17 protein-coding genes are annotated in these 18555 nt (G+C 52.5%); 2 read left to right on the forward strand and 15 right to left on the reverse strand.

Going from position 1 to position 18555, the window contains the following annotated elements; genetic code table 11:
- Nucleotide 1 precedes the first annotated feature (1 nt).
- Nucleotides 2–394 (reverse strand): acyl-CoA thioesterase, encoded by a 393-nt coding sequence (locus DS878_RS06260; RefSeq protein ID WP_113815109.1) that lies wholly within the window; start codon nucleotides 392–394, stop codon nucleotides 2–4.
- Nucleotides 395–507: 113 nt separating this feature from the next.
- Nucleotides 508–1278, reverse strand: coding sequence for a ferredoxin--NADP reductase (locus DS878_RS06265; protein ID WP_113815110.1), 771 nt, complete (start codon nucleotides 1276–1278; stop codon nucleotides 508–510).
- A gap of 144 nt (nucleotides 1279–1422) precedes the next feature.
- On the opposite strand from DS878_RS06265, the gene DS878_RS06270 reads away from it, so the two are divergent.
- Nucleotides 1423–2307 (forward strand): LysR substrate-binding domain-containing protein, encoded by an 885-nt coding sequence (locus DS878_RS06270; protein ID WP_113815444.1) that lies wholly within the window; start codon nucleotides 1423–1425, stop codon nucleotides 2305–2307.
- A gap of 3 nt (nucleotides 2308–2310) precedes the next feature.
- On the opposite strand, the gene DS878_RS06275 is transcribed toward DS878_RS06270, so the two are convergent.
- Nucleotides 2311–2937 (reverse strand): tRNA-(ms[2]io[6]A)-hydroxylase, encoded by a 627-nt coding sequence (locus DS878_RS06275; RefSeq protein WP_187298749.1) that lies wholly within the window; start codon nucleotides 2935–2937, stop codon nucleotides 2311–2313.
- A 193-nt stretch (nucleotides 2938–3130) separates the two neighbouring features.
- Here DS878_RS06275 and DS878_RS06280 point away from each other — a divergent pair, with 193 nt between their 5' ends.
- Nucleotides 3131–5725, forward strand: a complete 2595-nt coding sequence (locus tag DS878_RS06280; protein WP_113815446.1) for a bifunctional aconitate hydratase 2/2-methylisocitrate dehydratase — start codon at nucleotides 3131–3133, stop codon at nucleotides 5723–5725.
- 95 nt (nucleotides 5726–5820) lie between these two features.
- On the opposite strand, the gene DS878_RS06285 is transcribed toward DS878_RS06280, so the two are convergent.
- The 12 genes from DS878_RS06285 to fabD all read right to left on the reverse strand — a co-directional run bounded on the left by DS878_RS06285 (nucleotide 5821) and on the right by fabD (nucleotide 18504).
- Nucleotides 5821–6567 (reverse strand): sulfite exporter TauE/SafE family protein, encoded by a 747-nt coding sequence (locus DS878_RS06285; protein ID WP_113815111.1) that lies wholly within the window; start codon nucleotides 6565–6567, stop codon nucleotides 5821–5823.
- A complete protein-coding gene (locus DS878_RS06290) occupies nucleotides 6564–8741 on the reverse strand; it encodes a TRAP transporter permease (RefSeq protein ID WP_113815112.1) in 2178 nt (725 codons plus the stop codon). The genes DS878_RS06285 and DS878_RS06290 overlap by 4 nt, the downstream gene beginning before the upstream one ends.
- Complete coding sequence (locus DS878_RS06295; protein WP_113815113.1) at nucleotides 8741–9748, reverse strand: TAXI family TRAP transporter solute-binding subunit; 1008 nt, start codon at nucleotides 9746–9748, stop codon at nucleotides 8741–8743. The genes DS878_RS06290 and DS878_RS06295 overlap by 1 nt, the downstream gene beginning before the upstream one ends.
- 164 nt (nucleotides 9749–9912) lie before the next feature.
- Nucleotides 9913–11406 carry a sodium/proline symporter PutP gene (putP, locus tag DS878_RS06300; protein WP_113815114.1) on the reverse strand — a complete coding sequence of 498 codons (1494 nt, stop codon included), beginning with the start codon at nucleotides 11404–11406 and terminating at the stop codon, nucleotides 9913–9915.
- 303 nt (nucleotides 11407–11709) lie between these two features.
- The gene (locus DS878_RS06305) at nucleotides 11710–12489 is read right to left on the reverse strand and encodes an AraC family transcriptional regulator (protein ID WP_113815115.1); all 780 of its coding nucleotides are present in this window, start codon (nucleotides 12487–12489) and stop codon (nucleotides 11710–11712) included.
- Nucleotides 12490–12527: 38 nt separating this feature from the next.
- Nucleotides 12528–13163, reverse strand: coding sequence for a dTMP kinase (gene tmk / locus DS878_RS06310; RefSeq protein WP_113815116.1), 636 nt, complete (start codon nucleotides 13161–13163; stop codon nucleotides 12528–12530).
- Complete coding sequence (gene mltG / locus DS878_RS06315; RefSeq protein ID WP_187298750.1) at nucleotides 13160–14209, reverse strand: endolytic transglycosylase MltG; 1050 nt, start codon at nucleotides 14207–14209, stop codon at nucleotides 13160–13162. The genes tmk and mltG overlap by 4 nt, the downstream gene beginning before the upstream one ends.
- Nucleotides 14210–14214: 5 nt before the next feature.
- Nucleotides 14215–15045 (reverse strand): aminotransferase class IV, encoded by an 831-nt coding sequence (locus DS878_RS06320; RefSeq protein ID WP_113815118.1) that lies wholly within the window; start codon nucleotides 15043–15045, stop codon nucleotides 14215–14217.
- Nucleotides 15046–15051: 6 nt separating this feature from the next.
- Nucleotides 15052–16299, reverse strand: a complete 1248-nt coding sequence (gene fabF / locus DS878_RS06325; protein WP_113815119.1) for a beta-ketoacyl-ACP synthase II — start codon at nucleotides 16297–16299, stop codon at nucleotides 15052–15054.
- Nucleotides 16300–16437: 138 nt separating this feature from the next.
- Nucleotides 16438–16671, reverse strand: coding sequence for an acyl carrier protein (gene acpP, locus DS878_RS06330; protein ID WP_012136033.1), 234 nt, complete (start codon nucleotides 16669–16671; stop codon nucleotides 16438–16440).
- Nucleotides 16672–16805: 134 nt separating this feature from the next.
- A complete protein-coding gene (gene fabG / locus DS878_RS06335; RefSeq protein WP_113815120.1) occupies nucleotides 16806–17549 on the reverse strand; it encodes a 3-oxoacyl-ACP reductase FabG in 744 nt (247 codons plus the stop codon).
- Nucleotides 17550–17565: 16 nt separating this feature from the next.
- A complete protein-coding gene (gene fabD, locus DS878_RS06340) occupies nucleotides 17566–18504 on the reverse strand; it encodes an ACP S-malonyltransferase (protein ID WP_113815121.1) in 939 nt (312 codons plus the stop codon).
- Nucleotides 18505–18555: the final 51 nt, after the last annotated feature.

Consider the following 18555-nt stretch of genomic DNA (forward strand, 5'->3'; position numbering starts at 1 on the left):
ATTACTCGATCTGATGTTCTGCAAGTTGAATACGGATTTCTTCTGGTATAGGCACTGACTTATTCGTCTTGTAATCAAAGTGAATCATCACTGCCTGACCACGTGCGATCTGTTTGCCATCCTGCCAGGCTTCCTGAATTACCTGAAAAGAACTGTTTCCTATCTTGCCGGTGCCGGTACGAATTTCAACTGGCAAGTGCCAGTAACTCTGAGCGACGAAATCAACTTCCACGCGGGCAATAATCAGCGGCCAGCTTTTCACATCCAGCGTCGGATGAAATATCCTGAACAATGGCATTCTCGCCTGTTCAAACCATACAGGTAATGTCGTGTTGCTAATATGACCCAGGGCATCTGTATCACTGAATCGAGGCTGAAGCTCAAAATAAAACATGCCGTTCTTCCTGCTGGTTAAATCCGGATACTATACACTCAGTTCCAGAGTTCATAAAAAAACCCGAAGCTCTCGCTCCGGGTTCCGGTTTTCTCATGGAGAACACAGATTATTTACTGCTCCACGAAAGCCCTTTCAATCACATAATGCCCCACGTCACTACCACGAGCTTCCTTGAAACCCATTTTATTCAGTATGGCGCAGGTATCCTTGAGCATGCTCGGGCTACCACAAATCATGAATCTGTCATTTTCAGGATCAAAGTCCGGCAGGCCCAGATCCCGGGTTATCTTGCCGCTTTCCATAGCCGTGGTCAGCCTACCCTCATTACGGAACGCCTCCCGGGTAACTGTGGGATAGTACTCAAGCTTGCCCTTGACCATTTCACCGAAGAACTCATTCTCCGGCAGCCCTTCAATCTCCTGCTGATAAGCCAGCTCTGAGACGTAACGTACTCCGTGAGTCAGGATGACTTTATCAAAGGCATCGTATACTTCCGGATCTTTGATAATGCTCATAAACGGAGCAAGACCGGTGCCCGTGCTGATCAACCAGAGATTTTTGCCCGGCAGAAGGTTATCCAGAATCAGCGTACCTGTTGGCTTGCGGCTAACCAGAATTTCATCCCCTACCTGAATCTTCTGCAAACGGGACGTAAGCGGTCCGTCCTGCACCTTGATAGAGAAGAACTCAAGTTCCTCTTCGTAATTCGCACTGGCTATACTGTATGCACGCATCAATGGCTTGCCATCAGTTTCCAGGCCTATCATCACGAAGTGGCCATTCTTGAAACGGAATCCCGGATCGCGACTGGTTTTGAAGCTGAACAGGGTATCGTTCCAGTGGTGTACACTGGTTACAGTTTCTTTTATCAGGTTGCTCATTTGAGTCTCAGGCCCATCCCGTATGTTTTCGGCGGCAAATGTTGCAAATATGGATTGCCTGAAGCTTACCCCATCACTAACCTATCGAAGAAACAGGTTATTCCCATAACCTTATTCGACCGTATCGATATAGAGCGTTTTGTTATGAAATACAGCTTCAGACAACTCGAAGTCTTCCTGGCGGCGGCACGTTTCCAGAACATCACCCGTGCTGCGGAATCCCTGTCCATGTCCCAGTCTGCCGCCAGCAGCGCTCTCAAGGAACTGGAAAGTCAGTTCGATATCCAGTTATTCGACCGTGTTGGCAAACGCTTGCAACTGAACGAACTCGGGCGGCTATACCGGCCCAAGGTGGAAGCAGTTCTGGCCCAGGCAACCGAGCTTGAGCAGGCATTCAGCAAACATTCCGAAGTAGGTGCCCTGAAAGTAGGCGCCACCTTAACCATAGGTAACTATCTGGCCGTAGGCGTCATGGCCCAATACATGAATACCCCTACCCGCCCGCGGGTATCGCTTGAAGTAGCCAATACCAGCACTATCGCACGCAGGGTCAAGGATTATGAGCTGGATATCGGGCTGATTGAAGGCGAACTGCAGTCCCCGGAACTTGAGGTGCTGCCCTGGAGGGGGGATCAACTGGTGGTGTTCTGTTCCCCCACTCATCCGCTGGCAGCAAAAAAGAAAGTATCAGACGAGGATCTTCGAAACGCCACATGGATAATGAGAGAACAAGGCTCCGGAACCCGCCAAAGCTTTGACCGAGGCATGCACGGTCTGCTTCCGGACCTGAACGTACTATTGGAACTGGAACATACCGAAGCGATAAAACGCGCGGTGGAAGCCGACCTCGGCATAGGCTGTCTGTCCGAGGTCGTTCTCGCTGATGCTTTCAGACGTGGGAGTCTGATTCCTCTGGAAACGCCCGAAAACCGGAATTTTGAGCGGCAGTTTTATTTCATTCTGCATAAACAGAAGTACCGGAGTGCCGGGATTGACGCATGGATCAGCCTGTGTCGGGAACTCGCCTGATATTCAGCCAACAGGTCCGCTATGGAACCGGAACTCACTGTCCGGATCCAGAATCAGCTGCTTTTCAATCGCCAGAAATTCTGCAACTCTCTCATCGACAGAACCACCATTAGCCTGTTCTGCCAGAGCCAGGTAGTCCCTGTAATGACGCGCCTCGGATTTGAGCAGGCTATTGTAAAAATCCGCCAGTTCATCATCCAGAAACGGAACCAGAGCAGCAAACCTTTCGCATGAGCGTGCCTCGATGATAGCGCCGACCACCATAACATCCACCAAACGGCCAGGATCTTCCGTGCGCACATCTTTGCGCAACCCGGCAGCGTAGCGCGCAGGAGTCAGGTGGCAATACACAATCTCCCGCTTGTTGATAATGGCCAGTACCTGCTCGAAATGACGCAATTCCTCCCGGGCCAGGCGGGACATTTTATTGAGCAGATTGGTATTTTCTACATATCGATACATCAGGCTAAGCGCAGTCGATGCCGCCTTTTTTTCGCAATGGGCGTGATCTATCAGCATCAGATCCGGATTCGCCAGGGCGTTATCGATCCACTGCTGTGGCGTCGCGCACGGCAGAAAATCGTGAATCTCTTGCAGGGCCTGAGCCACACTGCCTGTTTTATTGTTCATGAATAGCCGCTATATCGATAAATTGGGTGCAGGATTATAACTTAGCTAACAGACTTCTCCGACCTCTGTCCAACTTAACTTTATAAGGGGTTTCCTATAGAATACAGCGCCAACTAAAGGTCTTTCCGCTAATAAACTCCCGCCAGGCGCATTGTCAGAGCGCGGGACATACCAACTGATGAGGGTCCAGATCGTGTTAGAAGCCTACCGTGAACACGTTGCAGAACGTGCGGCTCTGAATATTCCCCCCAAGCCGCTGAATGCTGAACAAACTGCTGCTCTGGTTGAGCTGCTGAAAAATCCGCCGGCAGGCGAAGAAGAAACACTGGTTGACCTGCTGGAAAACCGCATTCCGCCAGGTGTAGACGAAGCCGCCTATGTTAAAGCTGCATTCCTGACCGCTATTGTCAAAGGCGAAGCCTCTTCCCCACTGATCGACAATAAAAAAGCAGTTCAGCTGCTGGGCATGATGCAGGGCGGCTACAACATCGCCACTCTGGTTGATCTGCTGGACAACCCTGAACTGGCCGAACTGGCCGGCGAAGAACTCAAACACACGCTGCTGATGTTTGACGCCTTCAATGACGTCAAAGAAAAAATGGACGCTGGCAACGCAGTTGCTAAATCTATCGTTGAATCCTGGGCCAACGCCGAGTGGTTCACCAGTAAAAACAAGGTACCCGAAAGCACCAAAATGGTGGTATTCAAGGTTACCGGCGAAACCAACACTGACGACCTGTCTCCGGCTCCGGATGCATGGTCCCGTCCGGACATCCCGCTCCACGCCCGTGCAGCCTATAAAATGGAACGTGACGGCCTGAAGCCGGAAGAGCCTGGCGTTACTGGCCCGATGAGTCAGATCGATGAGATCAAATCCAAAGGTCTGCCCGTTGCTTTCGTCGGTGACGTTGTAGGTACCGGTTCCTCCCGTAAATCTGCCACCAACTCTGTTCTGTGGTTCTTTGGTGACGATATTCCCGGAGTACCAAACAAGCGTGCCGGCGGTGTATGCATCGGTAACAAGGTTGCCCCGATCTTCTTCAACACCATGGAAGATGCCGGCGCACTGGTATTCGAAGCACCCGTAGACAACATGAACATGGGCGATGTCATTGAAATCCGCCCTTACGAAGGCAAAATCCTGAACGAAGCCGGAGAAACCATCTCCGAATTCACCTTCAAGTCTGACGTTATTCTGGACGAAGTTCAGGCCGGTGGCCGTATTCCTCTCATCATTGGCCGTGGTCTGACCGCCAAGGCGCGTACCGCTCTGGGCCTGGGCGCCACGGACATGTTCCGTCTGCCTCATGATCCGGAAGCCGGCACCAAAGGCTTTACTCTCGCCCAAAAAATGGTCGGCAAGGCCTGTGGACTGGAAGAAGGCAAAGGTGTTCGCCCGGGCACATACTGCGAACCCCATATGACCACCGTGGGTTCCCAGGACACCACCGGCCCAATGACCCGTGACGAACTGAAAGATCTGGCCTGCCTTGGCTTCCAGGCTGACCTGGTCATGCAGTCTTTCTGTCACACAGCGGCTTATCCGAAGCCCATCGATGTGGAAATGCAACACACCATGCCGGACTTCATGCGCGACCGCGGCGGTGTTGCCCTGCGCCCTGGCGACGGCATCATCCACTCCTGGCTGAACCGTATGCTGCTGCCTGACACTGTCGGTACCGGCGGTGACTCCCATACCCGTTTCCCCATGGGTATCTCCTTCCCAGCAGGTTCAGGTCTGGTTGCATTCGCTGCGGCCACAGGCGTTATGCCACTGGATATGCCAGAGTCTGTACTGGTTCGCTTCAAAGGCGAAATGCAGCCCGGCATCACACTGCGTGACCTGGTACACGCCATTCCTCTTTACGGTATCAAGCAAGGCATGCTCACCGTTGAGAAGAAAGGCAAAATCAACGAATTCTCCGGTCGTATCCTGGAAATCGAAGGTCTTGAGCAACTGACCGTTGAGCAGGCATTCGAACTTTCTGACGCATCTGCAGAACGTTCCGCTGCGGGTTGTACCATCAACCTGTCTGAAGAGTCTGTTGCCGAATACCTGCGCTCAAACATCACCATGCTGCGCTGGATGATTGCCGAAGGTTATGGCGACCCACGCACCCTGGAACGTCGTGCCAAGCAGATGGAAGAATGGATTGCCAATCCGAAGCTGATGCGCGCTGACAAAGATGCAGAGTACTCGCACGTTATTGAGATTGATCTGGCAGATATCAAAGAGCCCATCGTTTGCTGCCCGAACGATCCGGACGATGCCCGCTTCCTGTCCGAAGTGGCTGGCGACAAGGTAGACGAAGTATTCATCGGCTCCTGCATGACCAACATTGGTCACTTCCGTGCTGCAGGTAAACTGCTTGAGCAGAACAAAGCGCCACTGAAAACCCGTCTGTGGATGTCTCCGCCTACCAAGATGGATCAGGCTCAGTTGATGGAAGAAGGCTACTTCAACATCTACGGTACAGCTGGTGTGCGCACCGAAATGCCGGGCTGCTCACTGTGCATGGGTAACCAGGCACGTGTAGCTGCCAAGAGTACCGTGCTGTCCACCTCTACCCGTAACTTCCCGAACCGCCTGGGTGATGGTGCCAACGTGTACCTGACATCTGCGGAACTGGCTGCTGTGGGTGCGATACTTGGTAAACTCCCGACTCCACAGGAGTATATGGAGTACGCCAAAGACCTGAACAGCATGTCGAAAGAGATCTACAAGTATCTGAATTTCGACAAGATGGATAACTACACCAAGAAGGCAGCTGAAGCGAACGTTGCTTAAGCACTGACCTTTTCAGGTGCAGTTCTGTAAAAACGCCAACCTTCGGGTTGGCGTTTTTTTGTGTGAGGGCCTTAAAGCCAACGCCGAACGTTTGATCAATAAGCAATCAGGCGGATCAGTATTGCTCCAGCCATAACGAGGGTGATCCATTTCACCCATTGCCCACCCTTCTCACTCAGGTTCACCCTGACGGCAACAAATGCTCCGGCGATATTCCCGACGGCAAGAATCAGACCCATACCCCAGCGAACCTGCCCGTTAATCGCAAAGACCGCCAATGCAGGTATGGTGTAAAGCAGAATGATCGACACTTTGAAGACATTGACCTGGCGCAGGTCAATACGCAGCATGCGATACAGCACCACGATAAACAAGGCTCCAACACCTACCTGAATGAAGCCTCCGTATGCGCCGATGAGAAACATGGCTACATAAATCACCGGGCCAAGCCGCTCGGGAGTCAGAGGATTGGTATCCAGCCTGGGCTGAGGCAGCAGCATGAATACCGAAGCACCAATCATGGCCGTGATCAGCACCAGCTCGAATATCGCATCCGCCACCCAGGTCGCTATCCAGGCGCCCAACAGGGATCCCAGAACTGCCGGTATAGCAAGATGCAGACTTACCCGAAGGTTTCCATGCCCAAGGCGCCTGAAGCCAGCCACTGCGGTTGTGCTCTGCAGAATAATCGCAACCCGATTGGTGCCGTTTGCAACCTGCGGGGGCAGCCCGAGAAACATCAGTAGAGGCAGAGTCAACATCGACCCGCCTGCAGAAAGCACATTAATGAATCCGGCTACGCCGCCCAACGCGAGCAGCGCTGCTATTTCAGATACAGTCATTCAGCGCCCTGCATTCCTGCCTTGCTATCCGCAGAACCGGCATCCAAACGCTTTCCACAACGGCTACTCCAGACCAGAACTATCAGAAAAATGACCAAACCGGCTCCATCCAACAACAGATGCCCGTGAGGCCAGAGCATCAGAGCACCAATCGGGAACATAAGTATCCGGACAAGAAGATTAAGCCTGTGCTCCAGATAACCCTCAAGACCTGCAATGATCGCGTAAATACCAAACAAAGCGAAACAGAATACCCGGATCATTTCGGTAAAATCACCAGTAATGAGGGGCGAGTATGCAAACAGAAGCGGCACTATATACAAACCCTTGGCCAGCTTCCAGGCGGTAAAGCCTGTACGCATCTGAGGAGTTCCGGCAATCGCCGCAGCAGCGAACGCAGTCAGACAAACAGGCGGTGTGACGTTTGAATCCTGTGACAGCCAGAAAATAACCATATGGGCAGCCACCAGCAGCATGGACAGCGCTGCTGGTGATAACGCCTGCTCCAAAAGCTGGCTACTGAAGGTATCCGGCACCAGCGAGAGCAGTTGCTGTGCAGTTGCTGCGTCCATGGGCGCATCCAGCAAAGAGAACCTGTCAGGTGCGGCCAGCATGAAAATAGCTTTCGCCTGCTCTGGCAGATTCCCGTTAACCATCAGCTCAACCAGCTGGCTTTGCGCTATCAAGTTGTATATCGCCGGTGCTGAGAGCGTGGCCAGCACGATATAAGCTGCAGTTACCGGTAGACCCATTCCCAGAATCAAGGATGCAAGAGCAACCAGAAAGATCGTTAACAGCAGGCTTCCCCCCGCCCAGTCAGTAATCATAATTGAGAAGGTATTTCCGATACCTGTTGTAGATACAACCATTACGATCAACCCGACTGTAATCAGCAGGATCGCTGTGGTCGTTATATTCCGCGTGCCCATCACAAGTGCATCGAGAATGTCGCGAAGCCCCATTGGGTGCTTTGAAAGCCAGGAGGCAATTACCACAGACAGAATGGCAATACCTGCCGCATAGGTCGGCGTAAAGCCATAAACAAGCGCAGCGACCAGAACCACCAGAGGCAACAGGAAATGCCAGCCGCCTTTAAGAACCTCCTTGAGTGAAGGGGCAGCATCATCTTCAAGTTTGACTGCATGGCTGCGTTTGGCCTCAATACGCACGAACATGGCCACCGAAATGAAATAGAGCAGCGCAGGCAAAGCGGCAACACTGATAATTGTGAGGTAGGAAACCTGAGTGTAGGAGGCCATGATAAAGGCCCCCGCCCCCATCACCGGCGGCATCAGTTGTCCCCCCGTGGAGGCCGCCGCTTCTACACCCGCAGCAAAACGGGCAGGAAAGCCGGCTTTGCGCATCAAGGGTATGGTAATCACACCTGTAGAAACCGTGTTTGCCACACTGGAACCCGAGACTGAACCCATAAGGCCCGAGGCAAATACAGCCACAAACCCGGGACCACCAACAAACCGCCCTGCAGCACAGCGAGCCAGTTCGATAATAAAATCCCCTGCCCCGGACTTTACCAGGAAGGCACCGAACAGAATAAACATGAACACATAGGTCCAGGAAATCCGTGCGATGGATCCCAGCATCCCCTGACCTCCAATATAGGAACGATAGAGAACCGTTTCCCATGACAGCCCGGGGAAATTGAAAATACCGTCAACATATTGCCCCCACCAGGCCACATAGGTCAGCGCAACCACACAAAGAACGGGAATAAACCAGCCAACAGTTCGCCGGGCAAACTCCAGTATCAACGCCACGGAAACGATCGAGACCATCCAGTCAGCTGTATCGAAATTAAATCCGCGCTGGTACAAATCATCTTCAAAGATAATCAGATAAAAAGCACAGCCCAGCGCGGTTAACCCCAATACGACATCTACACCCAGCACGAACCGCTGCCCTCCTACAGAGCGGGCCCTGAGCATTGGGGTAGTGAGGGTGCAGATGAGGCCAAAAAGGCCAAAATGCAAAGCCGAGCTCCATAGCTCCGACCATGTAGAGACAGTATTAAAATAGAGGTGAACCAGCGCTGTACCTATAGTAAGCCAGAAGACCACCGGCCCGATCAGCCGGTGCTCCAGACGTTCACTCGCTTCGCTGGCACTCTCATCCCGAACCTCGATAACGGGTTCGCCCTTAGTAATACCAGCGACCATTACTGTGCAATCAACCGCTCGGGAATCTCGACCCCCTGCTCCTTATAGAAGCGTGCCGCACCAGGATGAAGAGGCATTGGAAGGCCGGCAATGGCTTTTTCTAATGCCATGGCCCTGGTTGCAGGGTGGATGTTGTTCAGAAACGGAAGGTTCTCGTAGATGGTTCTGGTGATTTCATATACATCATCTTCCGGGACATCATCACGAACTGCCAGAATATTGGGTTGGGCAATAGTATTGATATCCTTAACCTGCTTCGGGTAGGTGCCGGCAGGAATGGTATAAGGAGTCCAGAGTTCGAAATCGCTGTTCACCCGGGCAACCTGATCCGGGGTGAAGTTCAGTGTAGTAATTTCATCCCCCATATTGGCGTAGGCTCTTGTAACTGCTGCAGCGGGCACGCCGGCCGGTATGTTCATGCCGTTGATATTGCCGTTTTGCAAGGCGTCGGCACTCGGGCCATAGCCCTGGTAGGCGAGATTTATCTTTTCGAGATCAATGCCCACTTTTCCAAGAATGAAACGACCTGATCCTTCGGTGCCAGAGTTCCTTGCTCCGATAGAAAAACTCTCTCCATACAGGTTAGCCATATCTTCGATAGTCCCGGTTTTTGCAACTTCCCGGGTAACAACAAAGTGCTCCACATTCTGCCAGAGCATAGAAACTGATCGCAGGTTTTTGTATGCCTTGGATACAGGCCCGGAGCCATTCCACGCGTAGGCGCCATAAAGCCCCTGAAGAATGCCGAACTGAATCTGGCCTTCATCCATTAGCTTAAGGTTCTCGCCAGACCCGGCGGAACTGATCGCAGAAACCGATATATTTGTAGAAGGTTCAAGCTTGACTTTGATAAGCGTTGAAATGGCGACACCAACGGGATAATAGGTTCCACCAGTCGTGGCTGTACCCATTACATAATTACCTTCCGCCTGAACACCGGCAGAAAGGGAAACCACAGCTGCTGCCAGCAGCCCCGAGGCGCACTTCAAGACTTTGTTTTTACTCATGAAACGAATCCTTTTTATCATTATTCTGACTCACACGTGAATAGGTAACCTTCTAAAGATAGTCGTACGCAACCGGATCTACCAGTTGAGAATCAAAGTTCGCCTGATCAAAAAAAGGCTCCCTCAGGAGCCTTTTTCTGCCATCAGGTATCTCACGCTCTTTTTCAGCTGTGATCCACCGCCTGATATTCATTTGCATCAGAAGTTGCAAGGCTTACAACCACAATTGCAATGAAGGAGGCAATGAAGCCTGGAATGATTTCATAGACACCAGGGCCGCCCATAAATTCGCCATTCCAACCCAGAGATACCCAGATCATTGCAGTACTGGCCCCGACGATCAGGCCTGCCAGCGCGCCAGCACCATTCGTACGGGACCACATAAGCCCGAGAATAATCAAGGGGCCAAAGGCAGAGCCAAAGCCAGCCCATGCGTTACCAACCAGAGCCAGAACCTGAGAGTTGGGGTCTGAAGCAATAACTGCAGCGACAAGGCCAACAAGCACTACGCATACACGGCCAACGTTGACGCACTCACGGTCACCGGCTTCCTTACGAAGGAAAAGGCGGTAAAAGTCTTCTGTAAGAGAAGATGAAGACACCAGCAGCTGGCTGGAGATGGTACTCATCACCGCTGCCAGCAGGGCTGCATACAGGAAACCAGTAATCAGTGGGTGGAACAGCAAATCAGCGAGAATGATAAAGATAGTCTCAGGATCGGCAATATCCATTCCATTACGTACCGCATAAGCCCGGCCGAAAATACCCAGACCAATCGCACCAATCAATGAAATAGCCATCCAGGACATACCGATATTCCGGGCAACCGGAACCTCTTTTACCGAGCGGATCGCCATGAAGCGAACAATGATATGTGGCTGACCGAAATAACCCAGCCCCCAGGTTACAGCTGACAGCCATCCAATGAACGTTAACCCCTGTGTCCAGGAGAGCAGCTTCGGATCCACGTCATTCAGCGTCTGAGTAGCCTGAGCGAAGCCACCGCCTCCCTCTCCGAAAAGAACAACTGCCGGCATAAGAACCAGCGCAACCATCATGATGCAACCTTGCACAAAGTCAGTCATGCTCACCGCAAGGAACCCACCAACAACCGTGTAGGCCAGTACGACACCTAAGGTTATTACGATGCCTACACTGTAATCGCTCAGGCCACCGAAGCTGAAAATTCCAGCGAACGCACTTTCAAACAGTTTGCCTCCGGCCACCAGGCCCGAAGCAGTATAAACAGCAAAGAACACGACGATAACAATCGCAGACACAGTCCGCAGCGGTAATGCCTGAGTGGGAAAGCGATTCGCAAGAAAGGCAGGAATAGTCAGCGCGTTGCCATAATGAACAGTTTGAGCGCGCAAGCGCGGAGCAACGATAACCCAGTTGATAAAAGCCCCTACAAACAGGCCGACCCCTATCCAGGCCGAAGCAAGGCCAGACACATACATCGCTCCCGGGAGGCCCAGAAGCAACCATCCGCTCATATCGGAAGCGCCCGCAGACAAAGCCGCCACCTTTGGACTGAGCCCCCTGCCGCCAAGCATGTAATCTTCGGATGACGAAGTAGATGTGCGCATCGCATAAATGCCAATGGCAATCATGAGCGCAAAATAAGCAAATAGACTGATCCAAACACCAATAGCCATGGAATTCCTCCGGTTTAATGAGTCGGATTGTATCCGCTCTTAAAACACAGGCCTGGCAACGGATACCAGCCTACTGTGTCTTTCTTTTTGTATACTGAAATTCCTTCCGAATCCAAGCGCGATCACCAATCGTACGTTCGATCTTAACTATAGCTAAGTATCGTCAATCCGCGACTGCAACGTCACCAGGTCATCAAGATGGAAATTAACAAGACAAGCCTAGTATTACTACGTATTACCGGCTTACAAAATCCTACGATTATTTTGCAGAATTCTACGGGAGTGCGGCTGGTTCAAGACGAATCAGGCAACCTTTTCATTGACCTGCAGTCTCGAAGGGGTCGTTCCTTTATGCTTACGCAACGCGTTGGTTAGCGCACTCTGGGATGAGAAACCAACGCGGTAACTGATTTCCGACACCGAAAGCGACGTTGACGCCAGGAGAAAAACAGCCTGATTGAGGCGAGCCTGCAAAAGAAACTGATGCGGGGTTGTGCCCACCACTTCCCGGAAAACCTCATGAAAACGGCTCACACTCAGGCAGGACTCGCGGGCCAGGTCCTGAACTGTGATTTTCCTGTGAAGGTTCGCCCCGATATAGCGCTGGATTGCGTCCGGACTGAGGCTGTGCCGGTTCGGTATCCCTGCATTCCGGTCGACAATTCTGTCGGCCATACAATAAAGGATGCTGGCAGCAAGGTGGCCATGCATAGCTACATTGCCAGGGGCACGGTCAAATTCGCTGGCGGCAAACTGAACCAACCCTTGTAAACGACTATCCATATGAATCGTGCGTGGTCTTTCGAACACTCGAACCATGCGCTCATAGTCGTTGTGATTGGGAGTGGAGACGGCAGAACTCGAGGGATCAAGATTGATAACCATCACATGATTCTGATGATCACCACAGTAGTCGTGCAAGGCCTCTGCCGGTACGAGGCATGCTTTCCACGTATCCAGATGGGAGCCGGTTCCGTCGATGCTCAAATCTGCCTCGCCCTGAACACCCACTACTATCTGGTGATGTCCATGGCGATGCTGATGGGAGGATGTTGGAAGCTTGAGCAGTCGGGCATCCAGCATAGACGCAACAGAAACCTTTAAGTGAGAATATGACTCAATTAAAGCAGATCCGATTGGAACTTGCACATAAGTTCGCTGACTCGCGCGCTCACTACGTCCAATGGAGCCGACGCATCCACGATGTTATACCGACCGGGCTCCTTTGCAGCCCGAGCCAGATAAGTGTCACGAATGCGCTGGAAAAAAGACACAGCTTCCTGTTCGAAACGATCCAGTTCTCCCCGGTTTCTTGCCCGTGTCATACCGGTTTCCACCGGAGCGTCCAACAACACCACATGATCGGGGCGCAGGTCACCCTGTACCAGATTTTCCAGCAACGCGATCCGCTCACCAGGAACCCCGCGCCCTCCTCCCTGATAGGCGAAAGTGGCATCAGTAAAACGATCACAGAGTACCCACTGGCCCTTCTTAAGGGCAGGAAGAATCAGAGCATGCAGGTGTTGCGCACGGGCGGCAAACATCAAGAGCAATTCAGTCAGATCGTTAACCGGCTCGTCACGCGGGGCAAGGAGAAGCTCCCGGATCGACTCAGCCATGGGGGTTCCACCAGGCTCGCGGGTGACAATACAATCTACGCCAAGTTCTCTCAGAGTTTCAGCAGCGTTGGCAATCTGAGTGGACTTACCTACGCCTTCGGTTCCTTCAAACGTAATAAACCGACCACGAACAGTCATTCTTTATCATCCTTGCCTGCTGGAGAGGACCGGTAGTCCGACCGGCGATTAAGTTGAAACTCCCGGACTGCCTTCTGGTGTTCCGCCAGGGTACTGGAAAACTTGTGGGTGCCGTCACCACGGGCAACAAAATAAAGAGATTTACCGGGTTCCGGGTGCAGCGCAGCGTGAATGGCCTCCCTGCCAGGTAAGGCAATAGGCGTGGGCGGCAACCCGTTAATGCGATATGTGTTGTAGGGTGTGTGAGTACGCAGATCACGACTGCCAATACGGCCTTTGTATTTGTCTCCCATACCGTAAATCACCGTAGGATCCGTCTGCAATCTCATGCCTTTTTCCAGGCGCCGTACAAATACCCCTGCAACCTGTCCACGCTCATGGGGAGCACCGGTTTCCCGCTCAACAATGGATGCCATAATCAATGCTTCATAAGCACTATCGTATGGCAGCTTTTCTTCCCGGTTTTCCCATTCTTCCGAAAGAACAGTCTCCATGCGCTGGAATGAGCGCCTGAGCAGATCAAGGTCCGACTCGCTGCTGGTAAACAAATAGGTGTCCGGGAAGAAACGCCCCTCAGGATGTTCCCCTTCGGCACCAACGGCTTCCATGATTTGCTCATCCGACCACTCAGATGTAACCCTCTCAAGGCGCTCTGTCGATGCCAGAGCAGCTCGCAAGTCACTGAACGTCCAGCCTTCGATAAACTGAACAGACCAGTGTTTGGTGTCACCTTTAACCATTTTGTCCAGCATGGCCTCGGCGGTCATTCCGCCAGTGAACTCATATTCTCCGGCTTTGATTCTTGTCTGATCAGGAAACAAGCGGCCATAAACGCGCACCCACAGGCTCTTTTCAACCAGGCCACGCGCCTCCAGTTGCCTGGCAACCTCGCTGAAAGCAGTACCTGCGGGCACATTGAACAACACAGGTTCAGCCATACCGACAGGCTTTGACAGCGAGCCCAGCCCCTGCCATACCCATAAACCCGTACCTGCACATACCAGAACGGCAGCACAAATTCCTGCAATCAAAAGTTTTTTGAACAAACGAATTATTCCAGCAGCTCGAGAGGATTGAAGATTGTCGCAAGTCCGCCATCCCCAGGCAAATCCTGTCCTGCAAGACTGCGCACTGGAACAACTCCAATGACACTATTCAACAGATAAAGCCCCTGACAATGAGACCCCAGTACATCCCCGATACCCATTGCGCGTTCTTCAACATACTCTCCACGCGCCCTGAGTCTTTCCAGTACCCACTGGCGCAGCACGCCGGCAACAGCAAGGCTCTTGACTGGAGGTGTTACCCAGCCACCAGGCACTTTAAGCAGCAGGTTCGTACGAGTACCCTCAACCAGATTTCCCGCAGTGTCTGACATGATAACTTCAAACAGTTCACCCTCAATTTCTCTGGCGGCCATCACCTGCTCAAGCCGGTTGAGAGATTTGATTCCCACCAGCAGGGGATTCACCATCAGCGGAACCCGGGAAAAATCAGCGGCAACACCGGAAGGAAGTGGCGCTTCTGGCATGGAGCCAGCAGATACCATAAGAGTTGGTCTGATTCCGGAGCCTGGCCTGTACCCTCGCCCCCCCTCTCCCCGGGTGAGCGTCAGCTTGAGCACCCAGTCACAACTTGCGCCACCGGTCATGAAACGACCGGCGTAACGACTGGTCGCCGCTGCGCAAGCTTTCCGAAGTGCTGTCAGTGAAACAGGGATACCTAAGCGACCTGCATCCCGAACCATTCGGTCAAGGTGGCGGGACAACAGCACCCCCTGGTCACCATGCATCCTTATGGTCTCAAACAGGCCATCTCCGTATGCCGCACCCCGATCACCGGCCGGGAAACCGCCTTCATCAGCCCAGCACAGGTTGAACATAGATACTCAGCCTTCGTAGCGTCGAACAATCAATGTGCCATTGGTGCCGCCGAAGCCAAATGAGTTGGACAGGGCTACGCGAACGTCAGCTTTGCGGCAGGCATTGGGGACAAGATCCAGATCACAACCTTCATCCGGATTATCCAGATTGATCGTTGGCGGCAATACGCTGTCGTTTATGGCAAGCAGGGAAAATATGGCCTCCACCGCGCCAGCAGCGCCCAGCAGATGTCCGGTCATGGATTTGGTGCTACTCATGGCAAGCCGGCTCGCATGACCACCGAATACGCGTTTGGCAGCCGCAATTTCAGCTATATCGCCCACCTGTGTTGAGGTGCCGTGGGCATTAATGTAGTCAACCTCTTCAGGTTTCAGTCCGGCGTCCCGCAACGCATTAATCATCGAACGTGCAGCACCTTCACCGTCTGCAGGCGGCGCAGTTATATGATGGGCATCATCACTCATGCCAAAACCAACCAGTTCACCGTAAACAGTCGCACCACGCCGTCTTGCATGTTCCAACTCTTCCAGCACCAGCACCCCGGCACCGTCACTCAGCACAAACCCGTCTCTGTCTCTGTCCCATGGGCGACTGGCTTTCTCAGGCTCGTCATTACGGGTCGACAAAGCCCGGGCAGATGAAAATGCAGCAATACCCGTGCGAGTTGTCGCCATTTCAGAACCACCAGCAAGCATCACATCCGCATCGCCATATGCAATGGTACGGGCAGCGTACCCTATATTATGGGTGCCGGTAGTGCAGGCAGTAACAATGGCAATATTTGGCCCCCGGTATCCGAAGCGAATCGCAGCATTACCGGAAATCATGTTAATCACCGAGGCAGGTACGAAGAACGGCGACACTTTGCGAGGGCCTGACTTTTCCATAGTCAGTACGCTCTTCTCAATATATTCCAGCCCGCCAATACCAGATCCGATAGCTATGCCCGCACGGTCACAGTCCAGCTCATCGTATTCCGCGAGCCCACTATCATCTACTGCCTGCTGAGCTGCAATCAGCCCATAGTGGATGAACGCATCGAGCTTTCTGGCCTCTTTGGAAGAAAGATAAGGTTCCAGGTCAAGGTTTCTGATTGCACCACCAATGCGAGTGTTGTATTCAGAAGCATCAAAACGATCGATCTTGCCAATTCCGCTACGACCCGCCCGAATACCCTCCCAGGAAGATGCCACATCATTCCCCAGGGGTGACAACATTCCCATGCCAGTGATCACAACCCGCCGTTTACTCATAACCCCGCTCACCTGATCTTTGATCTGTCGCTGTTACTACTCATGAACCCGAAGCCCGGGAATTCTCAGGCAAAAAAAAGCCGTCCTTCACTGAATGACAAGGACGGCTTTTTGCCTGGCTAACTTAACTGCTGAGTATCAGGTATGCGCGACGATGTAGTCGATCGCGTCCTGAACACTAGCCAGCTTCTCGGCTTCTTCATCAGGAATTTCAGTTTCGAATTCCTCTTCCAGCGCCATGACCAGCTCAACGGTGTCCAGTGAGTCAGCGCCAAGATCTTCTACAAAAGAAGAAGAGTTCTGAACTTCGGACTCTTTAACGCCCAACTGTTCACAAACAATCTTCTTCACGCGCTCTTCAACTGTACTCATAATGTCCTCACTTTGTGTATCAACCAAGCAACTATGTGCTGCCAGTTTAGTGTAAACCCTACCTGCAAACAAGCAGGGATCCGGTTAAACATGTTGTGCGACAAAGGGTTGCGCACGAGCTCCGGAACCGGAGCTTATCCCATGTACATTCCGCCGTTTACATGAATGGTTTCCCCAGTCACATAACCAGCAACATCGGACGCCAGGAAAGCAACCAGGGCCGCCACTTCTTCCGGCTGCCCCAAACGACCTGCAGGAATAATTTCCAGCATAGCCTCACGCTGACTGTCGTCCAGTTTTTTTGTCATATCTGTGTCGATAAAGCCGGGAGCAACACAATTCGATGTGATGCCACGATTCGACATTTCCTTCGCCAGACTGCGGGTGAAACCTTCCACCCCGGCCTTGGCTGCACAATAATTCGCCTGCCCCGGGTTACCCATACTGGCGACCACGGAACTGACGTTAATAATACGCCCCCAGCGCGCTTTCGCCATACCCCGCAATACTGCCTTACTGGTACGGTACACACTTGAGAGATTGGTTTCGAGCACAGAGGCCCAGTCGTCATCCTTCAGTCGCATCAGCAGGTTATCACGGGTTATGCCCGCGTTATTAACCAGAATCAGAGGCGCTCCGGATTTATCAGCAATTTCTTTCAGGCCGGCCTCAATACTGTCAGGATCGGCAACGTTCATCACAATACCATAGCCGCTTGCACCCACAGCCTGGAGATTAGCCGTAATGGTTGCAGCTCCCTCAGCGCTGGTGGCGGTGCCAACAACTTCTGCGCCCTGCTTTGCCAGTGCCAGAGCAATGGCTTTACCAATTCCACGGGTAGCACCGGTTACCAGTGCAACTTTGCCTTCCAGAGACATGTACAACTCCCTTTCTTCAAGACGGTTCAAATGCCGCTAACGCAGCTGCCAGTGCCTGAGGGTCCTCAATACCATGAACAGCAAGTCCACGGTCAATTCGCTTGCACAAGCCTGCAAGCACTTTGCCGGTACCACACTCAATGGCGACGGTAACATCGCTGTTAACCAGAGTGCGAACCGAATCTACCCATAGCACAGGCGAATAAAGCTGTTTGAGAAGGTTGGCCTTAAGTGTAGCCGAATCTGTCTCCGCTGCAGCGTTAACATTCTGTATAACCGGTGTCAGTGCATCATTGAAACGAACCTCTTCCAATGCCTGAGCCAGCTCTTCTGCGGCACCTTTCATCAACGCACAGTGCGAAGGAACGCTGACCGGGAGGGGCATCGCTTTTCGCGCGCCTTTTGCTTTGCACGCTTCAACAGCCCGTTCAACAGCCGCTGCGGAACCGGCAATTACAACCTGGCCGGGAGCATTGAAATTTACCGCTGCAACAACATCACCATTGGCAGCCTCTTCACAGGCAGCCACAACGTCGGCATCTTCAAGACCGAGAATAGCCGCCATTTTCCCCTCGCCGGAAGGCACAGCTTCCTGCATCAACTCACCGCGCAGCCGCACCAGTTTTACAGCTTCTACAAAATCAAGGCTTTCTGCAGCTACAAGTGCACTGTACTCACCCAGACTGTGCCCAGCCAGAAAATCCGGCTTGGGTCCACCTGCCACTAACCATTGCCGCCAGAGCGCGATACTGGCCGTCAACATAGCTGGCTGGGTAATCATTGTCTGATTAAGCTCTTCTGCCGGGCCTTTCTGACACAAATGCCAGAGATCATAGCCAAGTACATTAGATGCTTCGGCGAAGGTTTTGTTGATCATGGGCCAGGATTCAGCGGCCGCGGAAAGCATGCCAACTGCCTGTGAACCCTGTCCGGGAAATATAAAGGCTGATTTCATAAGCGGGATCTTATCGTCATTGAAGGTTTCAGGAGATTAGCCAATAGTACA

It is taken from the genome of Marinobacter sp. F3R11, assembly GCF_003318275.1.
Taxonomy (GTDB): Bacteria; Pseudomonadota; Gammaproteobacteria; order Pseudomonadales; family Oleiphilaceae; genus Marinobacter.

What these genes read in the sequence shown, in the direction of transcription:
- DS878_RS06285 (WP_113815111.1), bottom strand. Translation starts at nt 6,567, where the DNA reads ATGACTGTATCTGAAATAGCAGCGCTGCTCGCGTTGGGCGGCGTAGCC.
- DS878_RS06265 (WP_113815110.1), bottom strand. Translation starts at nt 1,278, where the DNA reads ATGAGCAACCTGATAAAAGAAACTGTAACCAGTGTACACCACTGGAAC.
- DS878_RS06305 (WP_113815115.1), bottom strand. Translation starts at nt 12,489, where the DNA reads ATGCTGGATGCCCGACTGCTCAAGCTTCCAACATCCTCCCATCAGCAT.
- DS878_RS06290 (WP_113815112.1), bottom strand. Translation starts at nt 8,741, where the DNA reads ATGGTCGCTGGTATTACTAAGGGCGAACCCGTTATCGAGGTTCGGGAT.
- fabF (WP_113815119.1), bottom strand. Translation starts at nt 16,299, where the DNA reads ATGAGTAAACGGCGGGTTGTGATCACTGGCATGGGAATGTTGTCACCC.
- DS878_RS06275 (WP_187298749.1), bottom strand. Translation starts at nt 2,937, where the DNA reads ATGAACAATAAAACAGGCAGTGTGGCTCAGGCCCTGCAAGAGATTCAC.
- fabD (WP_113815121.1), bottom strand. Translation starts at nt 18,504, where the DNA reads ATGAAATCAGCCTTTATATTTCCCGGACAGGGTTCACAGGCAGTTGGC.
- fabG (WP_113815120.1), bottom strand. Translation starts at nt 17,549, where the DNA reads ATGTCTCTGGAAGGCAAAGTTGCACTGGTAACCGGTGCTACCCGTGGA.
- DS878_RS06295 (WP_113815113.1), bottom strand. Translation starts at nt 9,748, where the DNA reads ATGAGTAAAAACAAAGTCTTGAAGTGCGCCTCGGGGCTGCTGGCAGCA.
- putP (WP_113815114.1), bottom strand. Translation starts at nt 11,406, where the DNA reads ATGGCTATTGGTGTTTGGATCAGTCTATTTGCTTATTTTGCGCTCATG.
- DS878_RS06320 (WP_113815118.1), bottom strand. Translation starts at nt 15,045, where the DNA reads ATGTTCAACCTGTGCTGGGCTGATGAAGGCGGTTTCCCGGCCGGTGAT.
- DS878_RS06270 (WP_113815444.1), top strand. Translation starts at nt 1,423, where the DNA reads ATGAAATACAGCTTCAGACAACTCGAAGTCTTCCTGGCGGCGGCACGT.
- acpP (WP_012136033.1), bottom strand. Translation starts at nt 16,671, where the DNA reads ATGAGTACAGTTGAAGAGCGCGTGAAGAAGATTGTTTGTGAACAGTTG.
- tmk (WP_113815116.1), bottom strand. Translation starts at nt 13,163, where the DNA reads ATGACTGTTCGTGGTCGGTTTATTACGTTTGAAGGAACCGAAGGCGTA.
- DS878_RS06260 (WP_113815109.1), bottom strand. Translation starts at nt 394, where the DNA reads ATGTTTTATTTTGAGCTTCAGCCTCGATTCAGTGATACAGATGCCCTG.